The organism is Brachybacterium epidermidis (genome assembly GCF_015209585.1).
GTDB classification, from domain to species: Bacteria; Actinomycetota; Actinomycetes; order Actinomycetales; family Dermabacteraceae; genus Brachybacterium; species Brachybacterium epidermidis.
Map to the genome: position 1 here is coordinate 157775 of NZ_JADEYR010000001.1, position 22537 is coordinate 180311.

Here is a 22537-nt window from a genome sequence, read left to right on the forward strand (position 1 = left end):
AGCCATCCGCCGGAAGGAGCACCTTTCAGGTGTCCCACCCTACCTTGTTCTTCTACCCCCGTCCGCGCGTGGACATCGCTGAGGTCCCGGCCCTCTCGCATGCTGGTGCGGTGCTGCTGACCGACACGATCCACGCCACCGGCCTCGCCTCTTCGCTGCGGGAAGCACTGGCTCCGTGGACGAAGCCGCTGGCCGAGCACCACGCGGCGAAGGTCCTGCTGGACCTCGCACTCACTCTCGCAATCGGCGGGGAGCATGCTTCGGATACTGATCTGCTGCGTTGCGAGCCGGGCCTGTTCGGTGATGTCGCCTCGGCCCCGACGATCTCCCGCACGCTCACCACCCTCGCCCAGGACGCGCCCACCGTGATCGAGGCGATCTCGAAAGCCCGCCGGGCCGCGCGTGAACAGGCCTGGGCCCTGGCCGGAGACCATTCCCCGACTGTGGGGGCGAGCGTGAAGAGCCCGCTGGTCATCGACCTCGACGCCACCCTGATCACCGCCCACAGTGAGAAGGAGCAGGCCGCACCGACGTTCAAACGCGGCTTCGGATACCACCCGTTGTGTGCGTTCCTTGACCACGGCAGCGACGGGACCGGGGAACCACTGGGGGTCCAGCTGCGCCCCGGCAACGCCGGCCCCAACACCGCCGCTGATCACATCACCGTCACCCGTGACGCTCTGGCCCAGCTGCCTGCGGGCCTGCTGGCCCGGGGCGGGCGGGGGTCGAAGAAGATCCTGATCCGCACCGACGGGGCCGGCGGCACCAAAGACTTCCTGGCCTGGCTCCAGCGGCAGCGTCTGGCCTACTCGGTCGGGTTCACCCTCCCTGCGAACACGCCTGACCTACTGGAACGTATCGACGAGGCAAAGGCGTGGACCCCCGCCTACGACAGCGAGGACGAGGGGATCCGCGAGGGGACATGGGTGGCGGAGCTGACCGGGCTCCTTGACTTAGCCGCGTGGCCTGCCGGGATGCGGGTGATCGTGCGGAAGGAACGTCCTCATCCTGGGGCGCAGCTGCGGATCACCGATCACGAGGGGATGCGCATCACCGCGTTCGCCACCAACTCCCCGCGCGGCCAGCTTGCCGTCCTGGAACTGCGGCACCGTCGCCGTGCACGCTGCGAAGACCGGATCCGTAACGCCAAGGACATGGGCCTTGAGAAGTTCCCGCTGCAGTCCTTCGCGCAGAACCAGATCTGGTGCCAGATCATCCAACTCGCCTCCGAGCTCGTCGCCTGGATGCAAACCATCGCCTTCAGCAGGCACGACGCGAGGAAATGGGAACCCAAACGGCTCCGCGCGCGGTTGTTCGAGATCCCCGCGACCCTCGTGCGCCGCGCCCGGCACAAGGTCCTCCACCTCGCCGAACATGCACCCGAAGCCGTGAGGGTCCTGACCGGCGTCAACCGGCTCCGCACCACCGTCGCACAGACCTAACCCGGCGAGACCACCCGCCCCTACGACCAGCAGCTCCTCTTCTCGGGAGTGGAACCCGACCGCCCGCAACGGACACTGCGACGATCTGTCATACCCGAATGCCAGAATCAGCAGCTCAACACCGGCAACGACGCCGACCCACCCCGCTCACCAGCCCCATGAAACATCGAGGCTAAGCGCCGCACCTTCGGACTCGTCTTTGAGCGGCATCAGCCCGAGGCTGTCGAGCTGCCCGGCAGGCCGGTGCGACGCGGCGACAAGGTGCGCGTGCTTCCGCCTCGTGGGGAGACGAAGACTGGCGACCAGCGTTTGTGGCGCGTCACGCGGATCGAACGAGCCGACGGGCAACGCCTGGCCCATCTCGCGGAGCTGGACGCCGAGGAGCCTGCGGCCTGCTCTGTGCCCGCCGACGACGTGGTGGTCGTCGCGGAGTTCCGGGATCGCGTCTACCCCGGCCTGGTGGAGACGGGCCGTGTCGAACGGGGTGGCGACAAGCCGTTCCACTCGGTCATCAACGCGGAGAACTACCACGCGCTGGAGATGCTGACGTACACGCACAGGCACTCCATCGATGCCATCTACATCGACCCGCCCTACAACACGGGCGCCAAGGACTGGAAGTACAACAATAACTACGTCGAGGGTGACGACGACTACCGGCACTCGAAGTGGCTGGCGTTCATGGAGCGGCGCCTGAAGATCGCCCGGGAGTTGCTCAATCCCGAGGATTCCGTGCTCATCGTCACGATCGATGAAAAGGAGTACCTGCGGCTGGGGCTTCTGCTGGAGCAGACGTTCCCAGAGGCGAGAGTTCAAATGGTCTCCGTCGGTATCAATCCGGCTCCTCCTTCGAGGAATGGGATGTTCGGGCGTGCCGACGAGTTCTACTTCTTCGTTCTCTTCGGCATAGCTGGAGTGCAGGCAGCGCCTCTTGGACAGGACTGGATCACCGCAAAGGGCAGAACACATAAGGGGCAGATCCGGTGGGACTTGCTTAGAAAATCCGGGGCAAGCCCCACTCGCGAAGGTCACCCAGACACGTTTTATCCCTTCTTCATTACAGAGGATGGTGCGCGATTCCACAGCGTAGGAAATCCAATCGGTGTCGGGGCATCGCGCGAAGACACCTTGGCGCCGCCCGGCACCGTTGCGGTGTGGCCGATCCGGCAGAACGGGACTGAGGGTCGTTGGCGCCTTCAGCCGTCGACAGCGCGACGCGTGATGGAGGATGGCGGTCTTCGGATTGGCGCCGTCAAAGGTGAGCGGACTCCCATTTACTACCTTTCTGAGGGAGAACGGGAGAAGATTAAGAACGGGCTGTACCAGGTCCTTGGTCGAGGTGACGACGGGTCTGTCATCACCTCGACGCTCGAATCATCCGAACGTTGGCTGATTCCTGGTACTCAGTGGCGCGTCGGTTCCCACGACTCCACGCAGTACGGGTCCAGGCTATTGGCAAAGCTCCTGCCAGACCGAAAGTTCCCGTTCCCGAAGTCTCTCTACGCAGTCGAGGATTCACTACGCTTCTTTTTGGCGAACAAGCCTCAGGCGGTCGTCCTAGACTTCTTCTCCGGCTCAGGTACCACGGCCCACGCCGTGATGCGCCTGAACCGTCAAGACGGAGGCCATCGGCGGAGCATCTCGGTGACGAACAACGAGGTATCTGCTGACGAGCAAGTATCACTCCGCAAACAGGGCCTGCGGCCGGGTGACGCGGAGTGGGAAAACCTGGGGATCTGCGACTTCATCACGAAACCGCGACTTACCACCGCGATCACCGGCAAGACTCCGCAGGGCGAGCCGGTAAAGGGCGACTACAAGTTTACGGATGAGTTCCCGATGTCGGAGGGCTTCGAGGAGAATGCCGCGTTCTTCACCCTCACCTACGAGGCGCCGTTGTCGGTTCGTCACAACCGTGCCTTCGAGCGCGTCGCGCCGATGCTGTGGCTGCGCGCCGGGTCCCGTGGCCGCGTCATCTACGACCTCGGCGAAGACGGCTGGGACGTGGCCGATTCCTATGGCGTTCTGGAGAACCTCGACCAGGCGGACGAGTTCGTCGCGACGGTGAGTGCTCGTGAGTGCGTCGACATCGCGTTCGTCGTCACAGACGACGACAGCGCCTTCCAGATGGTGTGTCGCGAACTGCCGAACGCTGTCGTCCCCGTCCGCCTATACGAGTCCTACCTCCAGAACTTCGAGATCAACACCGGACGGAGCCTGTAAATGCGTTACACGCTGAAGGACTACCAGGCCGAGGCTGTCCGTGACGTGCTGCGGAACTTGGACCGTGCTCGCGACTCCTACCGTCGCTACGGCGCGCTCTCGCAGTTCTCGCTGAGCGCCACGACAGGTGCTGGAAAGACCGTCATGGCCGCCGCCGTGATTGAATCGCTCTTCTTCGGCAACGACGAGTTCGACGTGGCTGGTGACCCGGGTGCCGTCGTGCTGTGGTTCTCGGACGACCCGGCGCTGAACGAGCAGTCGCGTGCGCGTATCCAGGCCGCGGCCAGCGAGCTCGATCACCGACTGCGGGTCGTGCCTACGACGTTCTCCGAGCCGGCGTTTCGGCCAGGCAACGTGTACTTCCTCAACACGCAGAAGCTTAGCAAGAACTCCCGTCTCGTTAAGGGTGCACCGGAAGTCAACGGCGAAGACGTGCTGCCGGGTCTCGAGCCTCGTCCCGACGAGGTCCAGTCGTCCATCTACGACACGATCACAAACACCATCGCCAACGAGGACCTGACCCTCTACCTCGTGCTCGACGAGGCGCACCGCGGCATGGGGACGCGCGCACGCGAACGGTCCACCATCGTGCAGCGACTCATCAACGGCCAGGGCAGCGTGCCTGCGATGCCGGTCGTCTTTGGCGTCTCGGCCACGGTTGAGCGGTTCGAGACCGCGATGAAGGACGCCAAGGGCCGTGACGCACTCCCGTCGGTGCAGGTGGACTCCGCGCTGGTCCAGGCCTCGGGGCTCTTGAAGGACGACATCGCCCTGTCGATCCCTGCCGAGGACGGCGCGTTCGAGACCGTGCTCCTGACCAAGTCCGTCGAGAAGATCAAGGCCTCCGAGAGCGCGTGGCAGGACTATGCGCGCGAGCAGGGCGAGTCCGAAGCCGTTCGTCCACTGCTGGTGGTCCAAGTCGGGGACAAGCCCTCGCAGCAGACCCTCACCCGGACGCTGGACACGATCTACGAGGCCTGGCCGGAGCTGCCCTATGACGCAGTGGCGAACGTCTTCGGCGAGCACACGGACTTGACCGTCGGGCAGCAGGTCGTGCCGTACATCGAGCCGCAGCGGGTTCAGGACGCTACGCACGTACGTGTGCTGCTGGCCAAGAGTGCAATCTCGACCGGCTGGGACTGTCCGCGCGCCGAGGTGCTCGTCTCGTTCCGCCCCGCCAAGGATCGCACCCACATCACGCAGCTGCTCGGGCGGATGATGCGCACACCCCTCGCCCGGCGGATCCCGGGCAACGAGCTACTGAATTCAGTGGACTGCCTGCTGCCGCTGTTCGACCGCAAGACCGCCACCGGAGTGGCGGAGCTGCTCATGAAGGGCGCGACGAGCAAGGACGCCGACGAAGGCGAGGACGGCGGTGGTGGCCTCGGGCGCCGTGTGCTGTTCGACCCGATCCCGCTGCACCAGAACCCTGCGATCGCCCAGTCCGTGTGGGAATGCTTCGCGGCCATCCCGTCGGTGACGATCCCGAAGAAGAACGTCAAACCCATTCGCCGACTCACCGCCCTGGCGACGGCGCTGTCGAAGGACCACCTCGTGGACGAGGCCGTGGAGAACGCCCACAAGCACCTCCACGCCGTGCTCGACGGGCGCGCCGTCCAGTACAAGCAGAAGGTCGAGAAGGCACGCGAGGATGTGCTCACGATGGAGGGCGAAGAGGTCCGAGGCCGGATCGGCGGCGGGTTCTCCTACCGCGCGTTCTCCGTCAGCGCCGACCCGCGCGCCATCGAGGACTACTACCGGACGGCGACCCGCGTGTTGAGCCCGGCGTTGTGCGCTTCGTACGTCGATCACTTGGCCGGACCGGACGCTGACGAGGACGAACTCCTCGAAGCGCACATCTCCGTCGCTTCGCTCGGCCGAGTACCCGAGATCGCCCATGCTGTCGAACACGAGGCTGATGAACTGTCGCGACAGTGGCTTACGGATACCCGCGTCGTGCGCAAGGGACTGAGCGATGAGCGTCAGGCCGAGTACGACGGGCTGGAGTCGATGTCGACAACGCCCGAACCGATCAGCCTTGTCGTCCCGAAGAACGGCCAGGCAGACACCAAGGTGCGTCATCCCGACGGCACCGAAGAAGACCTGCCCACCCGCGAGATGCACCTGCTAGCCGCTGAGGACGGCACAGTGCCGATCACGCTGAACGAATGGGAGCGTAAGGTCCTTGATTCCGAGGCCGCCCAGCCGGGCTTTCAAGGTTGGTACCGCAACCCCGACCGCGCCACTAAGGAATCCCTCGCCGTGGCCTACAAGGATGAGGTAGGCGACTGGAAGGCGCTGCGTCCGGACTTCCTGTTCTTCGGCACCAACCATGACGGCAGCGTCGCGGTGGACCTCGTCGACCCTCACGGCCACCACCTCTCCGACGCGCTGCCGAAGCTCCGCGGCCTCGCCGACTTCGCCGAGTGCTTCGCCGATGACTTCCGCCGTGTCGAGTCCGTCGCCGAGACGGGCGGCGCACTCCGCGTCCTCGACATCACGAAGCCACGTGTCCGAGAGGCGATCCGCGGCGCCGAGAGCGCCAGAGCGCTGTACGAGTCGGACCTGGCCAGTGACTACTGATCCGGTCGACGCGCGCTCAATGTCAGTGGTCCCTTCTAGTGTTCGAGGAGTCGATGTGGAGGAGGATCTATGGCGCTGAGGACATCTCTGGCCGGTCGAGTTCAGAACACCACTCTGCCCAAGACCCACGCTCTGCTGCCTCTCCTAGAAGCGGTCGTCAACGCCATCCAGGCGATCGACGCCCGTTATGGAGATGACGTCGGGCGCGGATTGCTGAGGGTGCGGATCGAGCGAGCGCCTCAAGAGGCGTTCGACCTCTCACCAGGCCCGGGGCGTGTGCCACTGAAGCCGATCGTCGGCTTCAGTGTCGAGGACAACGGCGTCGGCTTCACCCCGGAGAACATGGCCTCCTTTGAGACGCTCGACAGCGACTTCAAGTCCGAGCTCGGGTGCCGCGGGGTCGGCAGGCTCCTGTGGCTCAAGGCGTTCGACCGCGTCGAGGTTCGGAGTGGGTATCGCGACGATGCTGGCTCGCTCCAGGGACGACAGTTCAGGTTCTCAGTGACGCGCGAGGTCGAGCAGGTCTCCGTGCCTGAGGACATCGTCGGCGTCGGCTCGGTGGTGAGCCTGATGGGATTCAAGAAGCCCTTCCAGCAGAGCGCTGCGAAGACCGTTGAAGCCATCTCTCGCGAAGTGTTCGAGCACTGCATCTGGTACTTCCTCCGCCCTGGCGGGGCGCCGGACGTGATCGTCTCGGACGACGACGGCGAGTCGATCTCGCTCAGAGAGCTGCTCGACGACTCGGGATACTCGGAGACGACGCGGGCGACGCTGGAGATCAAGGGGGAGGAGTTTGACCTGCTTGGTCTCCGGCTCAAGTCGTCGGCGCGCAACTCCAGCCCCCGGCTGCACTGGTGCGCGGCGAATCGCGTGGTCAAGGACGAGAGCATCGCTGGCAAGGTGCCGGGGTTGTATGGTCGGTTGAAGGACGAGACGTCGGCTGAGTTCACATACGTGTGCTACTTGTCGTCGACGTTCCTCGACGATCATGTCCGCTCTGATCGCACGGACTTCGATCTCCCCGAGCGAGTACCTGGGGACACCCTGATCGACGAGCCGTCGCTCGACGACATCAAGAAGGGCGTGTTCGCGGAGATCGCCCGGAGCCTCGCGGAGCCGCTGGCGTCCGCCCAGCAGGCCGGCCTCGAGCGGATGCATCAGTACGTCAGCACCAAGGCCCCTAAGTACCGTCCGCTGGTCAAACGGATCGAGTCGCTCGGCTTCTCCATCGACCCGTCGATCAAGGATCAGGACCTGGAAATCGAGCTTCATCGCTGCAGCCAGAAGATCGAGGCGGACGTGCTCGCCGAGGGTCAGGCCGTATTCGCGGAGTCGGCCGGGGACAAGCCCGAGGGTTACGACGAGCGTCTCGCCAAGTACCTGGAGACGGTGAAGGACTTCAACCAGTCGGACCTGGCGAACTACGTCTTTCGGCGACGGACGACGCTCGACATCCTCGACAAGCTGATCCAGTCCGACAGCGACGGGAAGTATGCCCGCGAGGACTCCATCCACGAGCTGCTCTTTCCAATGCGCAAGGAGTCGACAGAGGTCGGCGACGACGCCTCCAATCTCTGGATTCTCGACGAGCGGCTCGTGTTCCACGACTACCTCGCCTCCGATAAGGCGTTCAAGAGCATCGCCATCGCGGACGACGACTCGATGAAAAGGCCCGACGTGCTCACGACACGCGTCATCGAGCCGGATTCTCCGGTGCTCACCGCCGAGGGCAAGAAGCTGCCCCTGCAGTCGATCGTCGTCGTCGAGCTTAACCTCGAGTTTTCATAGCGGTGTGGTCTCGATGGGTGGGAGGCATAGAGAAAGGTGCTCCTGGCCTGGGATGATACGGGGTGTTGAAGCTCGTAGCCATCCGCCGGAAGGAGCACCTTTCAGGTGTCCCACCCTACCTTGTTCTTCTACCCCCGTCCGCGCGTGGACATCGCTGAGGTCCCGGCCCTCTCGCATGCTGGTGCGGTGCTGCTGACCGACACGATCCACGCCACCGGCCTCGCCTCTTCGCTGCGGGAAGCACTGGCTCCGTGGACGAAGCCGCTGGCCGAGCACCACGCGGCGAAGGTCCTGCTGGACCTCGCACTCACTCTCGCAATCGGCGGGGAGCATGCTTCGGATACTGATCTGCTGCGTTGCGAGCCGGGCCTGTTCGGTGATGTCGCCTCGGCCCCGACGATCTCCCGCACGCTCACCACCCTCGCCCAGGACGCGCCCACCGTGATCGAGGCGATCTCGAAAGCCCGCCGGGCCGCGCGTGAACAGGCCTGGGCCCTGGCCGGAGACCATTCCCCGACTGTGGGGGCGAGCGTGAAGAGCCCGCTGGTCATCGACCTCGACGCCACCCTGATCACCCCCCACAGTGAGAGGGAGCAGGCCGCCCCGCCGTTCAAACGCGGCTTCGGATACCCCCCGTTGTGTGCGTTCCTGGCCCACGGCAGCGCCGGGACCGGGGAACCACTGGCGACCCAGCTGCGCCCCGGCAACGCCGGCTCCAACACCGCCGCTGATCACATCACCGTCACCCGTGACGCTCTGGCCCAGCTGCCTGCGGGCCTGCTGGCCCGGGGCGGGCGGGGGTCGAAGAAGATCCTGATCCGCACCGACGGGGCCGGCGGCACCAAAGACTTCCTGGCCTGGCTCCAGCGGCAGCGTCTGGCCTACTCGGTCGGGTTCACCCTCCCTGCGAACACGCCTGACCTACTGGAACGTATCGACGAGGCAAAGGCGTGGACCCCCGCCTACGACAGCGAGGACGAGGGGATCCGCGAGGGGACATGGGTGGCGGAGCTGACCGGGCTCCTTGACTTAGCCGCGTGGCCTGCCGGGATGCGGGTGATCGTGCGGAAGGAACGTCCTCATCCTGGGGCGCAGCTGCGGATCACCGATCACGAGGGGATGCGCATCACCGCGTTCGCCACCAACTCCCCGCGCGGCCAGCTTGCCGTCCTGGAACTGCGGCACCGTCGCCGTGCACGCTGCGAAGACCGGATCCGTAACGCCAAGGACATGGGCCTTGAGAAGTTCCCGCTGCAGTCCTTCGCGCAGAACCAGATCTGGTGCCAGATCATCCAACTCGCCTCCGAGCTCGTCGCCTGGATGCAAACCATCGCCTTCAGCAGGCACGACGCGAGGAAATGGGAACCCAAACGGCTCCGCGCGCGGTTGTTCGAGATCCCCGCGACCCTCGTGCGCCGCGCCCGGCACAAGGTCCTCCACCTCGCCGAACATGCACCCGAAGCCGTGAGGGTCCTGACCGGCGTCAACCGGCTCCGCACCACCGTCGCACAGACCTAACCCGGCGAGACCACCCGCCCCTACGACCAGCAGCTCCTCTTCTCGGGAGTGGAACCCGACCGCCCGCAACGGACACTGCGACGATCTGTCATACCCGAATGCCAGAATCAGCAGCTCAACACCGGCAACGACGCCGACCCACCCCGCTCACCAGCCCCATGAAACATCGAGGTTAAGCGGCCGATGCGCGACGACGCGGCTGAGGGCAAGAACCCCATCGAGCAGTGCCTGGACTACGTCGCGCGAGTCCGAGCCGGCGTCGCCAAGACCGCCACGGGGAGGCTGATTCCTTCGGCGGATGACCCACCAGCCTTCTGCTACATCGTCGCGGACCTCACACCGACGATGGTCAGCCGATGCAAGCTGTCCGGCTTGACCATGACCCATGACGGAATGGGCTACTTCGGCTTCATCGAACCGTACAAGGCCTACGTCGAGGTCATGAGCTTCGATCGGCTCGTCAACGCCGCGACGGAGCGGAACCGTGCCTTCTTCGACAAGCTCGGCCTGCCCTCGAGCTAGATGAAATGACGCACGACGACGAAGACCCCGAGGAGGGTCCTGGGCAGGAATCCGGCGAGGGGGACGACTCGCCGGTCGACGGCGCGGAGGCTCCGACCCCGGACGCTGTCTCGTCACCCACGGCCGGCTTCCGGCTGCCGGAAGGGTTCGCGCAGTCCTTGTTGCCCAGCATGGACGTCGCCGTCTCGAAGATGCTAACCCCCATCCGAGAACAGATGAAGGCGAGGCTCCCGGACACCTCGGTGTACGCGCGGGCCATCATGGGGCCGCTAAACCGACGCCTCCAGGAGCAGATGAAGTCGGCGCTGCCTGACTACGACGGGGACTGCCGCACGGATCGGTGACACATCGTCTGTGGCGCTGTGGAGCGTTGCAGGGAAGGATGTGCATCATGCCTGCCCCCTATCCCCAGGAGTTCCGTGACGACGTCGTCCGCGTCGCGAGGAGCCGTGAACCGGGTCAGAAGCTCGCCCAGATCGCGAAGGACTTCGGGATCTCGGAATCCTGTCTGACGAACTGGATGCGCCCAGAGCCGCCCCGGCGATCGTGGAATGTTCACTCGTCGGTAACGGGGTTCTGATCAGCAGTGTTGTTCTTGTCCCACCGAAGGGATCTGGGTTACGTTCGGGGTTGAGTGCTGACGCACAGTCCGATTGCCATGGGTTGCCAGCGGGAGCTGGACGGCCCTGTCGGAGGACGGATCCGCGCGTCTACCCTCGTCGCATGAGCGGAACCTCGAAGCTGACCGTTGTCGGAGCCGGAGCCGTCGGATCGAGCGTCGCCTACGCGGCCCTCATCCGGGAGAGCGCCCGGGACATCGCCCTGTACGACATCGCCCCCGAGAAGACCGAGGCCGAGGTGCTCGACCTCGCCCACGGCTCCTTCTTCGCGGGCAGCAGCCAGATCACCGGCGGCAGCGACATCGCGGTCGCCGCGGACAGCGACATCGTCGTGATCACGGCCGGCGCGAAGCAGAGGCCGGGCCAGACCCGCCTCGAGCTCGCCGCCACCAATGCGCGGATCATGGGGACCCTGATGCCGCAGCTGATCGACGTCGCGCCCGACGCGGTGTTCGTCATCGTCACCAATCCGTGCGACGTGCTGACGCTGCTGGCCGACGAGAGCAGCGGCCTGCCCGCCGGGCGCGTCTTCGCCTCCGGGACGGCGCTGGACTCCTCCCGGCTGAGGTGGGAGATCGCTCGGCGCGCCGGGGTGTCGACCTCGAGCGTGCACGCGCAGATCGTCGGCGAGCACGGCGACAGCGAGTTCCCGGTGTGGTCCACGGCGACCATCGGCACCGTCCCGATCCTCGAGTGGCGCGGCGAGGACGGCACGGGCTTCGACCGGGCGGAGCTCGAGAGAATCGCGGTGGACGTGCGCGATGCCGCCTACACGGTGATCCGTGGCAAGGGCGCCACCAACTACGCGATCGGCCTGTCGAGCGCCCGCATCGTCGAAGCCGTACTGCGCGACGAGCACGCGATCCTGCCGGTCGCGCCGGTGCTCCGCGGCGAGCACGGGATCGACGGGGTCGCGCTCTCGGTGCCGTGCGTGCTGGGTCGGCACGGCGCGCGCCCGATCGCGGGGACGCCGTTCGACGCCGACGAGCGCGCGGCGCTGCAGCGCTCCGCGGAGTCGCTGCGGGCCGTCGCCGCGGACCTGCGCGGCTGAGAGCCGAGACGCCGACGGGCCGGACCGGCAGCCGGTCCGGCCCGTCGGCGCCGGGGCGGTCAGTCCAGCAGTTCAGGCCGTGCCCGTCGCGCACATGGGCATCCCTGACGACTGGCAGACCAGCAGTCCGCTCTGGGCCTGACGAGGCTGTGTCGGAAGTTGAACCCTAGAGGTTGTTCGGCTACGGAACGCGGTGGAATTACGGTTCAACGTGTGATCAGCACACTCGATCGTTGATCCGAGATCGCCCCGGTCGCCTCGTCATCAAGGGTCGGGCCAGTGGCGTTTCGAAGGGTGGTCGCCTTCGGCGAACGTGCTGCACGCGCTCCTCTCATCGCTGGTGTCAGGGGAGGTGGCCGCCCATGTCACCCATCATCGTGCGTGGTCTCGATGAGCACGTGAAGCAACAGCTCTCAGCCCAGGCGAAGGAGCACGGGCGGTCCATGGAGGCCGAAGTTCGCGACATCCTGACGAAGGCCGCCCGACGGCCGCACATCGGCATGGCTCTGCTGTCCGTGGCGCGGGAAGCCGGTGGGGTCGATGAGCTGCCGATTCCGACGCGCGATGACGTCGCAAGTGCGTCGAACTCGTGGACCGTGGAATGCGGACGCGTGAAGCGTCATTCGATCGAGGTCCTCGTCCACCAAGAGCTCCCTGAGGCCGATCTGCGTGGGCTTCGACAGCTCTTCGAAAGTGAATATCTCAAGGGGTTCGGAGAGTCGGATCCGCAACAGCACTACGGCTACGCATCACATGATGTCCACATCATGGCGCGAATCGAAGGTCGCGTCGTCGGCCATGTGGGATGGGCGCCCGCGAGAGTGACAGGGGCGCCGCGAGGGTGCAAGCTCTCGAAGCAGGCCTCGATGCGGCCATCAGTGACCGGCGGGCGCGGATCCTCCGCGCCGAAATGAAGTACTTGGGAGTCGAACCTTCACCAGTCATCGACAACGCGAAGGTGGTGACCCCGTCTGCTCGTCCGCGGTCGCTTCGGTGAACTGTGGAGCAGGTTCACTAGCCTCGAGATTTCACGGGGGTGTGGTCTCGCCCGACGGACGGCATAAAGAAAGGTGCTCCTGGCCTGGGATGATGCGGGGTGTTGAGTCTCGTAATCCCTGGCCGGAAGGAGCACCTTTCAGGTGTCCCACCCTACCTTGTTCTTCTACCCCCGTCCGCGCGTGGACATCGCTGAGGTCCCGGCGGCCGCGCATGCGGGCGCGGTGCTGCTGACCGGCACGATCCACGCCACCGGCCTCGCCCCTTCGCTGCGTGAAGCTCTGGATCCGTGGACGAAGCCACTGGCCGAGCATCACGCCTCGAAGGTCCTGCTGGACCTCGCGATGACTCTCGCGATCGGCGGCGAGCACGCTTCGGATACTGATCTGCTGCGATGCGAACCGGGACTGTTCGGAGACGTCGCCTCGGCCCCAACGATCTCCAGGAACCTGACCACGCTGGCCGAGGACGCCCCCGCCGTGGTCGAGGCGATCTCCCAGGCCCGCCGCATCGCGCGGGAACGGGCCTGGGCACTGGCCGGCGACCACTCCCCGGTCCGCAGGGTCAGTGCGCAGAATCCGCTGGTCATCGACCTCGACGCCACCCTGATCAACGTCCACAGCGAGAAGGAGCAGGCTGCACCGACGTTCAAACGCGGCTTCGGTTACCACCCACTGTGCGCTTTCCTGGACCACGGCAGCGAAGGAACCGGGGAACCGCTGGCGATCCACCTGCGCCCCGGCAACGCCGGTTCCAACACCGCCGCCGATCACATCACCATCACCAGGCAGGCCCTTGCGCAGCTCCCGGCTGGTCTGCTCTCCTCCGGCGGAAGGGGGTCGAAGAAGGTCCTCATCCGCACCGACGGAGCCGGCGGCACCAAGGACTTCGTCAAGTGGCTGACCGGGCAGCGTCTGGCCTACTCAGTCGGGTTCACCCTCCCCGCGAACACTCCCGACCTGCTGGAACGTATCGATGAGGCGAAGACGTGGACTCCTGCCTACGACACCGACACCGACGGGATCCGCGACGGAGCATGGGTCGCGGAACTGACCGGGCTGCTGGATCTTCAGGGTTGGCCGCCCGGGATGCGGGTGATCGTGCGGAAGGAACGTCCTCATCCTGGGGCGCAGCTGCGGATCACCGATCACGAGGGGATGCGCATCACCGCGTTCGCGCCCAACACCCCGCGCGGCCAACTTCCCGTGCTCGAGCTGCGACACCGCCGCCGCGCACGATGCGAAGACCGGATCCGCAACGCCAAGGACATGGGCTTGATGAAGTTCCCGCTGCAGGGCTTCGCGCAGAACCAGGTCTGGTGCCAGATCATCCAGCTCGCTAGCGAGCTCGTCGCCTGGATGCAGACCATCGCGCTGACCGGCCATGATGCGCGGAAGTGGGAGCCCAAACGGCTCCGCGCACGGCTGTTCGAGATCCCCGCGACCCTCGTGCGCCGCAGCCGGCACAACCTCCTCCACCTCGCCCAGCACGCTCCCGAAGCCCGCACCGTCCTAACCGGCGTCAACCGGCTCCGCATTGCCGTCGCGCAGACCTGATCCGGCAAGGCCGCCCGTCCCTACGACCAGCAGCATCTCTTCTCGGGAGTGGAACCCGACCGCCCGCAACGGACACTGCGACGATCTGTCATACCCGAATGCCAGAATCAGCAGCTGAACACCGGCAACGACGCCGACCGCGACCGCTCACCAGCCCGATGAAAGATCGAGGCTAGGATTGAGCTATGAGTACGTTCGAATCCCCTGCTGGATGGACACGCCGGTCTGTCCTCGGGGGGTTGCTGACGGTCCCGGTCGCCGGGCTGGTGAACGGGTGCGCACCAACCAGCACGAACGAGCACGGAGGTTCGGACGGGCGAATCGCCCTTGTGTACCGCGGCCCCGCAGGGTGCGCAGGATGCTCGGAGATTCTTGCAGAGCGGCTGTCCCGACCACCGCTTGGCCTGGACGTTGCGTTTATCGGCCCACGCGAACAGGTCCCTCTCGAAGCGAGTGCCCTATCTGGAGCCGCCCTCTACGCTCAGCCGGGCGGTGGGGACGACATCAGTGGCGCTGCCCAGAGTTTTCCTTCGGATTTCATTCGCGGGCTACGTGACTATATTGGTGCCGGTGGAAGCTACCTCGGAATCTGCATGGGCGCATATCTCGCCGGGAGCGAGGGCTTCGGTTTGCTTGATGATTCCGTTGAGGGGGAGGTAGGCGTTCCCGGCTTCCCTGTGGAAGACAGCAGCGATCAAGTGGTGGCAGTCACGTGGGGTGAGACCTTGCGGTGGACGTACTTTCAAGAGGGTGCGCGGTTGCCAGCAGATGGTGCGGAGGAGTATGCGCACTATGAAACAGGCGATCTCGCCGCCGCGTATTACCGGTGCGGCGATGGAAATGTGGGCTTGATTGGCCCTCATCCGGAGGCAGACGTGACCTGGTTCGAGGATGCCGATCTCGTCGATCCCGACGGCGACGACTGGCAATATGCGCTGCCGCTCGTCAAGCGGATTCTCAGTTGATCGCTGGGAAGGCCACGTGCGGCACATCTGCCGAGATCAAGCTACTGGAGGTGGCATGACCAACCGCACGGTGCTACGCCCTGACGGTGTCTCGATCGCGGTCACTGACCTCGGTGGCGATGGCCCCGTCGTCGTACTGCTGCACGGTCTCGCGGGGAGCTCGCGCGAGCTGCTGCCGACGGCGCAAGCGTTACCGGGATATCGGGTGCTGCTCGTGGACCAGCGGGGGCACGGTGCGAGCACACGGCTTCCCAATGACCTGTCGCGCGATGCCTTCGTCGGAGACGTCGTCGCAGTGCTCGAGGAGCTCGTCCCTGGGCAGCGCGCGGTGCTCGTCGGGCAATCGATGGGAGCCCATACCGCGTTCCTCGTCGCGGTGGCGCGGCCAGACCTGATCAAAGGGCTCGTGATGCTGGAAGGACATGTGAAGGGCCGCGATGATCCGGGCGAGGCCGCACAGCTCGGCACGTATTTCGCGTCGTGGCCAGTGCCGTTCGAGGACGAGGTCGCGGCGAGAGAGTTCCTCGGCGGGGACGCGATCGTCGACGCCTGGGTGGCAGACTTCGAACTGACGGATCATGGCCTCGTGCCGCGCTTCGACGCCGCCGTCATGCAGCGCGTGATCGAGGCGGTGCACGAGCCTCGCTGGGACGAGTGGCAGGCTCTGACGGTCCCGACACTCGCGGGGTTCGCGAAGCATGGGATGTTCGGCAACGACGATCGGGAAGCGTTGATCCGGCGCAGGTGCCAGACAGACAGGATTGATCTCGATGGCGGTGGCCATGACGCGCACCTCAACGCCTTCGATATGTGGATCGACGTGCTCAGTCGCTGGCTGGCCCGCGAGCGAATCAACGGGACGCACGCCAGTGGGCGCTGATGGTACGCCGTGCCGGAACGTCATGACCAACTACACCTAGAGCGCCATGTCGACGTGCTGCCAGGCGCAGTACCCCGGAAGCATGTCTGAGACCGTCATGGCACCCGAGAAGCTCGCGCTGCGCGAGCTCCTCGCTGCGCGTTGTGAGGAGTTCCAGGTGCTCTGTACCGGTACGGCGCGACCAACCCGAAGCTGTTCGGTCCCGTTGCGCGGGGCACCGCGTCTGCCGGATCGGACATCGACATCCTCGTCGAGATGGATCCCGCCGAGGGGAATCTCCTGATGCGTGCGTCCGGTCTGCTCGAGGAGACCCGCGCGCTGTTCGAGTGCGATGACATCGGCGTGTCCCCTCTCCAACTGCTCAAGCGCCCGGTCTCGGCCTCAGTGCTCCCGAGGCGGTGCGTGAGTGCGTTGCTACCGACTGACGGCGCGGATCCAAAGGGTGTTCGGCTACGGAACGTGGTGGAGTTCCGCCTCGACGCCTGACCCGCACTATTGACACTTCCCATAAGTGGAAGATATCTTCTCGTTCTGTGAAGGTTCCCGGCTCGCAGCTGACTCCATTCGTACGCTCCGATGCAGTCGGGGCGATCCTTGCGGAGTCCCTGGGGCATCCCGACCGGGAGTTCTCACTGGCTGAGCTCGGTCGACGCACCGGCGTCAGCGGCCCCGTGGTTCATCGAGAGGTGGGGCGCCTCGTGGAGAGCGGCATCCTTCGTGACCGTCATGAGGGGCGCAATCGACTTGTGCGAGCCGATGTCGGGCACCGGCTGTTCAGGCCCATGCGCGAGATCATCGACGCCACCTATGGTCCCGTGCCCCTCCTCCGCGAACAGTTCGACGGCGTGGAGGGGGTTGAGCGCGTGCTGATCTACGGCTCCTGGGCCGCCCGGCGAGCCGGCGAGGCGGGCCTGTTCCCGAACGATATCGATGTCCTGGTCCTGGGTTCTGCCCCGCGCCGGGTGCTGACGGCAGTCGCTTCTGAAGCCGGCAAGCGACTCGACGTACCGGTGAACGTCACCAGACTGTCCGTCGACGAATGGGAGGCTGACGACCCGACGCCGTTCGTGTCGACGTTGCGCTCACGACCCACCCTCGACGTGATGACTGGGGACCTTCATGTCTGACGTCATCACCCGGATGCTCGCGAACCGCCAGCTGGAGAGGGTCGCGGTGAACCGGGATCATGCGCTGGCAGTGATCGAGATGGCGAAGCAACACGTGCGCACCGCTGAGGCGCTGGTCGGCTCTGATGACCAGGCCATGGCGTTCACGGCAGCCTACGACGCTGCGCGCAAGGCACTTGTCGCCGTTCTGGCCGCGCAGGGGCTGCGGGTGCGCCCGGTGGGCGGGGCTCATCGGAACACGGGAGTGGCTGCCGCCGAGTTCATCGAGGATGCCGCTCTCGAGGAGTTCGACTGGATGCGCCAGGTGCGCAACGCGACGGAGTATCCCAGTGATGATCATCCGACGGCGAGCCTCCAGGACGTCAGGGAGGCGATCAGCGCCGCATCAGCGATCGTCGTCGCATGCGAGGTGCATCTTGGCTGAATCGGTTCTCCGAGCCTGCAGCTCCGGCGCTGAGGACGCCCCGGCTCCCTTCATGGAGGGCGGGGCGTCCTCGTCTGCGATCACAGGTATGGCTGCGTGATCAGCTCCAGGTAGTGCCCTGAGGGATCGAGCAGGTACACGCCGCGCCCGCCGTGCTCATGGTTGATCTCGCCGGCGCGCGTGCGCTGAGGATCCGCCCAGTGCTCGCGTCCGCTCGCCGTGATCTGCGTGTATGCCCAATCGAAATGGGCATGGTCGAGCAGGTAGGCGTAGTGCCGCGGCGGGAAGTCGATCGGTGGGGCCGCGAACTGGAGCAGTACTCCGTCGGCGATCTGCACGTTGACGTACGAGCCCCAGGAGGGGGCTTCCTCTACCTTGAGAAGCTCGCGATAGAACCGGGCCATCTCAGCCGGATTCGACGAGGCGATGGTCGGGTGGTTGAAGTGCGCTGTCATGGTTCTCCTTGTCGCGTGGTGAGCGAAGCTGGATTCACTCACGCAAGGAGGGGCGCGGATCAGGGAACGACCAGATAGCCGATCCGGGAGCAGCCACGAGGGACCTGGCTGGCCATCATCGTGACCAGCGTAGCGGGTCACCGGGTGCGGTCGCGTGCACACTCCGGACGTCTCGAAGAGGTTGTTCGGTTACGGAACGCGGCGGAGTTCCGCTTCAACATCTAGAGCGCCATGTCGACGTGCTGCCAGGCCCAGTACCCCGGAAGCATGTCTGAGACCGTCATGGCACCCGAGAAGCTCGCACTGCGGGAGCTCCTCGCTGCGCGTCGTGAGGAGTTCCAGGTGCTCCTCGACGGGTACGATGCGACCAACCCGAAGCTGTTCGGGTCCGTTGCGCGGGGCGCCGCGTCTGCCTGATCGGACATCGACATCCTCGTCGAGATGGATCCCGCCGAGGGGAATCTCCTGATGCGTGCGTCCGGTCTGCTCGAGGAGACCCGCGCGCTGTTCGGGCGCGATGACATCGACGTGCTTCCTGCCCAACTGCTCCAGCGCCCGGTCTTCGCCTCTGAAGGAGTGCTCAGAGCGAATCACGCCCCGGCCTGCGCCGCTGCTGCTTGGTGAGCGCTCGCTGACGCTTCCCCTCCAGCCTTCTTTGCTGCGATCCTCGCGTCGGCCGGGTGGCGCGGCGCGTGACCGGCGGGATCAGCGCCTCACGCAGGAGCCCCGCCAAGCGCTCCCGAGCGGCACGACGATTGCGGTGCTGGGAGCGGTGCTCCGCAGCGCTGATCGTCAGTACCGTGCCGTTCAGCCTGGTCGCCAACCGGCTCAGCACCCGCTCCCGCTGCGGTTCGGTCAGCGCGGTCGTAGTGGCGAGGTCCAGGCTCAGCTGAACCCGGGAATCCGCGGTGTTCACACCCTGGCCGCCGGGACCGGAGGCGTGGGAGAACTGCTCGACGAGCTCCCCGGCCGGGATGCGCAGCCCACGGGGCGCACCGGGGCCCGCGGGCACGCACAGATCCTCCACGGCTCCAGTGTGCCCCACGGCGGCCCGGGCCCAGGCGGGCAGTTCCTGCCGTTGACCAAAGCCCTGTGAGGACAACGTGGCCCCTGCCTGCGCTTCGAAAACGACACGGCCGCGCCGTCAGGGGGGAGGGAGGCACCGTTACCGCACCGTGGTACGGATGCTGTTCGGCTCCGTGTTCTGCTCCGGCGGCATCATGCACCTGGTCGCAGGCAGAGCCGCTCCCAAGGGCTACGCGGCATGCGGGGGCGCTGCGATGTGGACATGGTTCGCAGATCTGTGGGATAGCGTCGTCATGCCTCGTACCGGGGGTTGACCCTGCTGCTGGCGGCGCGTGACACGGCGATGGGCATTGGGCTGCTGCTCGGTGGGAGCTGTGCGCCGGTGGCCAGCCCGGCCATGCATCGGCGTGCTCGTGCCCCACTGACCTGATGGAGGGATACCCATGGACACTCAGCGGACCATCCCGTTCGAGAGGGTCAGTGACGCCATCGAGCGGGACCTGGCCGGGACCGATGTGGCCGTCGTCGCCGAGGCGCTCGAGCCGTTGAGCACCTCCCAGGTGGTGCAGCTGCTGGAGCGCCTGGATCCCCGGCGCATGGCCCTGGCCTACCGTCTGCTGCCCAAGCGGCGTGCCGTTGCCGTGTTCGAGCGGCTGGATGCGGCCGTGCAGGGGGACCTGGTCGGGGCGCTCCAGGACGAGGACGTCGCCGCCGTGTTCGGCCAGATGGAGCCCGCCGACCGGGCCGTCCTGCTGGACGAGCTGCCCGCCTCCGTCGCCAGCCGGCTGATGCAGGGACTGCCGCGCGGAGAACGCGAGCTCACGGCCGTCGTCCTTGGCTACCCGGAGCGCTCCATCGGCAGGCGGATGAGCCCAGAGGTGGTGTCCCTGCAGGCTGATTCCACCGCCTCGCAGGCGATGGAGCGGATCCGTACGCGCCTCGTGGATGCCGAGACCGTGTACACCCTGCCCGTGGTGGACCAGGGGAGGTGCCTGGTGGGCATCGCGGATCTGCGGGACCTGATGGCCGCCGACGATCAGGCGCCGATCAGCGAGCTGATGGCCGAGCCGATCTGGGTGACGGTGACCGAGAGCGCGGAGGGCGCGGCGCGCCTGTGCGCCGACATGCGTCTGCTGGCCCTGCCCGTGGTCGATGCCGAGTCCCGCCTGGTGGGCATCCTCACCGTTGACGACGCCCTTGCCATCCTGGAGGAGGCGGACTCCGAGGACCAGGCCCGCATCTCCGGATCCGAGCCCCTGCGCCGCCCGTACCTGGCCACCCCGGTGCGCTCCATCGTCCGCTCCCGGGTGGTGTGGCTGCTGGTGCTGGCCATCGGAGCCACGCTCACCGTCCAGGTGCTGGAGGTCTTCGAGGACACCCTTGCGCAGATGGTGGTGCTGTCCGTGTTCGTCCCGCTGCTGATCGGCACCGGCGGCAACACTGGCAACCAGGCTGCGACGACCGTCACCCGTGCCCTCGCACTCGGCGACGTCCGACCCCGGGACGTCCTCAGGGTCGCGCTGCGGGAGGTCCGCGTCGGCATCACCCTCGGCGTGCTGCTGGGCGTGCTCGGATTCCTGGTGGCCTCCGCGTTCTACGGGATGCAGATCGGAGCGGTCATCGGCCTGACCCTGCTGAACATCTGCACCCTGGCCGCGACCCTGGGCGGGGTGATGCCCCTGATCGGGAGACTGCTGAAGGTGGATCCGGCCGTGTTCGCCAACCCCTTCATCACCACCATCGTCGATGCGACCGGCCTGATCATCTACTTCCTCATCGCCCGCGCGGTGCTGGGGCTGTGACCCTTCGGCCCGGACGCCGCTCCGCCGCGGGCTCAGGCCGGTGACGCAGTGCCGTAGCTGCCGGTCTCGTCCCGCAGGCGCGGCTCGACCCGCAGCTCCGGGCGCACCCCGGCCTTGTCGGCGTAGAACGCGCGGATCCGGTCCATGTCCGCAGCGACGTCCCCGTTCAGCTCGAGGGTGGGGCCCAGGCCGGTGGTCTTCGTGGGCAGGTCCACGTACCCCAGGGTCACCGGCATCCCGGTCTCCATCGCGATCCGGTAGAACCCCGACTTCCAGTGGCCCGTCTTGTTCGAGCGGGTCCCATCCGGGGTGATGACCAGACCGAACACCTCGCCCGCGCGGACGCGCCGCACCACCTCGTCGATGATCCCGCGGGGGTTCGAGCGGTCCACCGGGATCCCACCCACGGCCCGGAAGAATGGCGCCGCCCAGCCCGTGAACAGGGTGTGCTTGCCCAGCCAGCGCACATCGATGCCGAGCTGCCAGGCGATCCCCAGCATGTACACGAAGTCCCAGTTCGAGGTGTGCGGGGCGCCGATCAGGATCGTGGGTCGCTGCGGGGCGGGCTCGATGACCAGCGTCCAGCGGCTGAATGCCCAGAACGTGCGGGCGATGAGGCGTCTGAGCATGGGCACACCGTAGCCCCTCCCTGTCCTACCGGAGCAAACGGAGGGGCGACCGAGCTGTCAGGACCCGTCGCTGGTGGGCCACGCGTTCGCCCGGCAGCCCCGCAGGCCTTTGCTCTGCTGCATCATCACCGGCGCGGCCAGGCCCTCACCGCCGCAGGACTCGTGGCCGTGGCCCAGGAAGTGCCCCACCTCATGGTTGACCATGAACGCCCGGTACTCGGCGACATCGTCATAGGTGGGGGTCATGTGCACCCAGCGGTCGGAGTTCAGCGCCACCTCCGCGCCGATCCGGCAGCTCCAGATGCCGTGGGTCTGCGCCGGCAGGCACAGCTCGTCCACGGTGGGCGGTGAGGCCAAGGAAATCGTGAACTCCGCCTGCTCGGGATCGGCCACCTGCTCGAAGCTCACATCGTGCACGGACGCCCAGCCGCGTTCGTCGGCGAGGATCGCGGCCACGTCCTGGGCCGCCTCCTCCGGGGCGAGGCCGATGCCTCCCTCGACGCGCAGGGCGTAGCGGTGCACGGTCCCGGCCGGTTCCCCCGCCGGCGGTACCGGCTGGGGCACGGTCCAGGTGCCGTCGCCCTCGGTGTCCGAACGGACGATGCCGCTGCGGGTGGTGCGCAGGCCGGGCCCAGGTTCCGCGGCCTCCTCGTCCCCGGTCAGCTCCGGATCTGTCTCCGGTGTGGGTGTTTCCTCCGCGTCACCGGCGTCGGAGGGACCGCCGCCGTCGGAAGGCGCGGTGCTCGTCGTCGGGGCACCGCCGGTGGTGGACGAGCCGGCGGGATCACTTCCGTCACTGATGGCGCGGATGCCGAGAACCAGAGCGATCGCCACGGCGATCACCGCGGCCAGCACCAGGATGCCGCGCGCGAGACGACCGCGCCGGGTCAGGATCAGCCTGGCCGGACGCGTCGGAGCAGATGGCATGGC

At 66.5% G+C, this 22537-nt stretch carries 21 protein-coding genes; 17 read left to right on the forward strand and 4 right to left on the reverse strand.

Features of this window, described 5'->3' with window-relative positions:
* Positions 1 to 29: 29 nt before the first annotated feature.
* The 15 genes from IOE58_RS00750 (at position 30) to IOE58_RS00820 (ending at position 17695) form a co-directional block, all read left to right on the forward strand.
* Positions 30 to 1442 carry an IS1380 family transposase gene (locus IOE58_RS00750; RefSeq protein WP_431831680.1) on the forward strand — a complete coding sequence of 471 codons (1413 nt, stop codon included), beginning with the start codon at positions 30 to 32 and terminating at the stop codon, positions 1440 to 1442.
* 267 nt (positions 1443 to 1709) lie between these two features.
* The gene (locus IOE58_RS00755) at positions 1710 to 3665 is read left to right on the forward strand and encodes a site-specific DNA-methyltransferase (protein ID WP_348981825.1); all 1956 of its coding nucleotides are present in this window, start codon (positions 1710 to 1712) and stop codon (positions 3663 to 3665) included.
* A complete protein-coding gene (locus IOE58_RS00760) occupies positions 3666 to 6248 on the forward strand; it encodes a DEAD/DEAH box helicase (RefSeq protein ID WP_193864520.1) in 2583 nt (860 codons plus the stop codon).
* Between the two features lie 69 nt (positions 6249 to 6317).
* Complete coding sequence (locus IOE58_RS00765) at positions 6318 to 8036, forward strand: ATP-binding protein (protein ID WP_193864521.1); 1719 nt, start codon at positions 6318 to 6320, stop codon at positions 8034 to 8036.
* Between the two features lie 105 nt (positions 8037 to 8141).
* Positions 8142 to 9554: an IS1380 family transposase gene (locus tag IOE58_RS00770; protein WP_431831681.1), complete on the forward strand. Its 1413-nt coding sequence runs from the start codon at positions 8142 to 8144 to the stop codon at positions 9552 to 9554.
* A 183-nt stretch (positions 9555 to 9737) separates the two neighbouring features.
* Positions 9738 to 10076: a hypothetical protein gene (locus tag IOE58_RS00775; RefSeq protein ID WP_228018430.1), complete on the forward strand. Its 339-nt coding sequence runs from the start codon at positions 9738 to 9740 to the stop codon at positions 10074 to 10076.
* 5 nt (positions 10077 to 10081) lie between these two features.
* Positions 10082 to 10420, forward strand: a complete 339-nt coding sequence (locus IOE58_RS00780) for a hypothetical protein (RefSeq protein WP_228018433.1) — start codon at positions 10082 to 10084, stop codon at positions 10418 to 10420.
* 379 nt (positions 10421 to 10799) lie between these two features.
* Complete coding sequence (locus IOE58_RS00785; protein ID WP_193864522.1) at positions 10800 to 11747, forward strand: L-lactate dehydrogenase; 948 nt, start codon at positions 10800 to 10802, stop codon at positions 11745 to 11747.
* A 362-nt stretch (positions 11748 to 12109) separates the two neighbouring features.
* On the forward strand, positions 12110 to 12661 hold the full coding sequence (locus IOE58_RS14065) for a FitA-like ribbon-helix-helix domain-containing protein (RefSeq protein WP_228018435.1): 552 nt from the start codon (positions 12110 to 12112) through the stop codon (positions 12659 to 12661).
* A gap of 225 nt (positions 12662 to 12886) precedes the next feature.
* Positions 12887 to 14299: an IS1380 family transposase gene (locus tag IOE58_RS00795; RefSeq protein ID WP_193864523.1), complete on the forward strand. Its 1413-nt coding sequence runs from the start codon at positions 12887 to 12889 to the stop codon at positions 14297 to 14299.
* 185 nt (positions 14300 to 14484) lie between these two features.
* Positions 14485 to 15264, forward strand: a complete 780-nt coding sequence (locus tag IOE58_RS14570; protein WP_193864524.1) for a BPL-N domain-containing protein — start codon at positions 14485 to 14487, stop codon at positions 15262 to 15264.
* A 55-nt stretch (positions 15265 to 15319) separates the two neighbouring features.
* A complete protein-coding gene (locus IOE58_RS00805) occupies positions 15320 to 16144 on the forward strand; it encodes an alpha/beta fold hydrolase (protein WP_193864525.1) in 825 nt (274 codons plus the stop codon).
* A 255-nt stretch (positions 16145 to 16399) separates the two neighbouring features.
* Positions 16400 to 16630 carry a hypothetical protein gene (locus IOE58_RS00810; protein WP_250646933.1) on the forward strand — a complete coding sequence of 77 codons (231 nt, stop codon included), beginning with the start codon at positions 16400 to 16402 and terminating at the stop codon, positions 16628 to 16630.
* A 296-nt stretch (positions 16631 to 16926) separates the two neighbouring features.
* On the forward strand, positions 16927 to 17271 hold the full coding sequence (locus IOE58_RS00815) for a nucleotidyltransferase family protein (RefSeq protein WP_193864526.1): 345 nt from the start codon (positions 16927 to 16929) through the stop codon (positions 17269 to 17271).
* The gene (locus IOE58_RS00820; RefSeq protein WP_193864528.1) at positions 17264 to 17695 is read left to right on the forward strand and encodes a HEPN domain-containing protein; all 432 of its coding nucleotides are present in this window, start codon (positions 17264 to 17266) and stop codon (positions 17693 to 17695) included. The genes IOE58_RS00815 and IOE58_RS00820 overlap by 8 nt, the downstream gene beginning before the upstream one ends.
* A gap of 80 nt (positions 17696 to 17775) precedes the next feature.
* Here the strand turns inward: IOE58_RS00820 and IOE58_RS00825 are convergent, their stop codons facing one another.
* The gene (locus tag IOE58_RS00825; protein ID WP_193864529.1) at positions 17776 to 18150 is read right to left on the reverse strand and encodes a VOC family protein; all 375 of its coding nucleotides are present in this window, start codon (positions 18148 to 18150) and stop codon (positions 17776 to 17778) included.
* A gap of 267 nt (positions 18151 to 18417) precedes the next feature.
* Here IOE58_RS00825 and IOE58_RS14070 point away from each other — a divergent pair, with 267 nt between their 5' ends.
* On the forward strand, positions 18418 to 18567 hold the full coding sequence (locus tag IOE58_RS14070) for a hypothetical protein (protein ID WP_228018437.1): 150 nt from the start codon (positions 18418 to 18420) through the stop codon (positions 18565 to 18567).
* A 163-nt stretch (positions 18568 to 18730) separates the two neighbouring features.
* Here the strand turns inward: IOE58_RS14070 and arfB are convergent, their stop codons facing one another.
* Positions 18731 to 19177 carry an alternative ribosome rescue aminoacyl-tRNA hydrolase ArfB gene (arfB, locus tag IOE58_RS00835; RefSeq protein ID WP_193864530.1) on the reverse strand — a complete coding sequence of 149 codons (447 nt, stop codon included), beginning with the start codon at positions 19175 to 19177 and terminating at the stop codon, positions 18731 to 18733.
* A 442-nt stretch (positions 19178 to 19619) separates the two neighbouring features.
* On the opposite strand from arfB, the gene mgtE reads away from it, so the two are divergent.
* Positions 19620 to 20978, forward strand: coding sequence for a magnesium transporter (gene mgtE / locus IOE58_RS00840; RefSeq protein WP_193864531.1), 1359 nt, complete (start codon positions 19620 to 19622; stop codon positions 20976 to 20978).
* 32 nt (positions 20979 to 21010) lie between these two features.
* On the opposite strand, the gene IOE58_RS00845 is transcribed toward mgtE, so the two are convergent.
* Both IOE58_RS00845 and IOE58_RS00850 read right to left on the reverse strand, forming a co-directional pair.
* A complete protein-coding gene (locus IOE58_RS00845) occupies positions 21011 to 21607 on the reverse strand; it encodes a 1-acyl-sn-glycerol-3-phosphate acyltransferase (protein WP_193864533.1) in 597 nt (198 codons plus the stop codon).
* 57 nt (positions 21608 to 21664) lie between these two features.
* Positions 21665 to 22534 carry a DUF3152 domain-containing protein gene (locus tag IOE58_RS00850; protein ID WP_193864535.1) on the reverse strand — a complete coding sequence of 290 codons (870 nt, stop codon included), beginning with the start codon at positions 22532 to 22534 and terminating at the stop codon, positions 21665 to 21667.
* Between the last annotated feature and the right edge of the window lie 3 nt (positions 22535 to 22537).

Excerpts from the sequence above, each read along its gene's own strand:
- IOE58_RS00760 (WP_193864520.1), top strand. The coding sequence starts at position 3,666 with ATGCGTTACACGCTGAAGGACTACCAGGCCGAGGCTGTCCGTGACGTG.
- IOE58_RS00765 (WP_193864521.1), top strand. The coding sequence starts at position 6,318 with ATGGCGCTGAGGACATCTCTGGCCGGTCGAGTTCAGAACACCACTCTG.
- IOE58_RS00775 (WP_228018430.1), top strand. The coding sequence starts at position 9,738 with ATGCGCGACGACGCGGCTGAGGGCAAGAACCCCATCGAGCAGTGCCTG.
- IOE58_RS00780 (WP_228018433.1), top strand. The coding sequence starts at position 10,082 with ATGACGCACGACGACGAAGACCCCGAGGAGGGTCCTGGGCAGGAATCC.
- IOE58_RS00785 (WP_193864522.1), top strand. The coding sequence starts at position 10,800 with ATGAGCGGAACCTCGAAGCTGACCGTTGTCGGAGCCGGAGCCGTCGGA.
- IOE58_RS14065 (WP_228018435.1), top strand. The coding sequence starts at position 12,110 with ATGTCACCCATCATCGTGCGTGGTCTCGATGAGCACGTGAAGCAACAG.
- IOE58_RS14570 (WP_193864524.1), top strand. The coding sequence starts at position 14,485 with ATGAGTACGTTCGAATCCCCTGCTGGATGGACACGCCGGTCTGTCCTC.
- IOE58_RS00805 (WP_193864525.1), top strand. The coding sequence starts at position 15,320 with ATGACCAACCGCACGGTGCTACGCCCTGACGGTGTCTCGATCGCGGTC.
- IOE58_RS00810 (WP_250646933.1), top strand. The coding sequence starts at position 16,400 with ATGGATCCCGCCGAGGGGAATCTCCTGATGCGTGCGTCCGGTCTGCTC.
- IOE58_RS00815 (WP_193864526.1), top strand. The coding sequence starts at position 16,927 with ATGCGCGAGATCATCGACGCCACCTATGGTCCCGTGCCCCTCCTCCGC.
- IOE58_RS00820 (WP_193864528.1), top strand. The coding sequence starts at position 17,264 with ATGTCTGACGTCATCACCCGGATGCTCGCGAACCGCCAGCTGGAGAGG.
- IOE58_RS00825 (WP_193864529.1), bottom strand. The coding sequence starts at position 18,150 with ATGACAGCGCACTTCAACCACCCGACCATCGCCTCGTCGAATCCGGCT.
- IOE58_RS14070 (WP_228018437.1), top strand. The coding sequence starts at position 18,418 with ATGTCTGAGACCGTCATGGCACCCGAGAAGCTCGCACTGCGGGAGCTC.
- mgtE (WP_193864531.1), top strand. The coding sequence starts at position 19,620 with ATGGACACTCAGCGGACCATCCCGTTCGAGAGGGTCAGTGACGCCATC.
- IOE58_RS00845 (WP_193864533.1), bottom strand. The coding sequence starts at position 21,607 with ATGCTCAGACGCCTCATCGCCCGCACGTTCTGGGCATTCAGCCGCTGG.
- IOE58_RS00850 (WP_193864535.1), bottom strand. The coding sequence starts at position 22,534 with ATGCCATCTGCTCCGACGCGTCCGGCCAGGCTGATCCTGACCCGGCGC.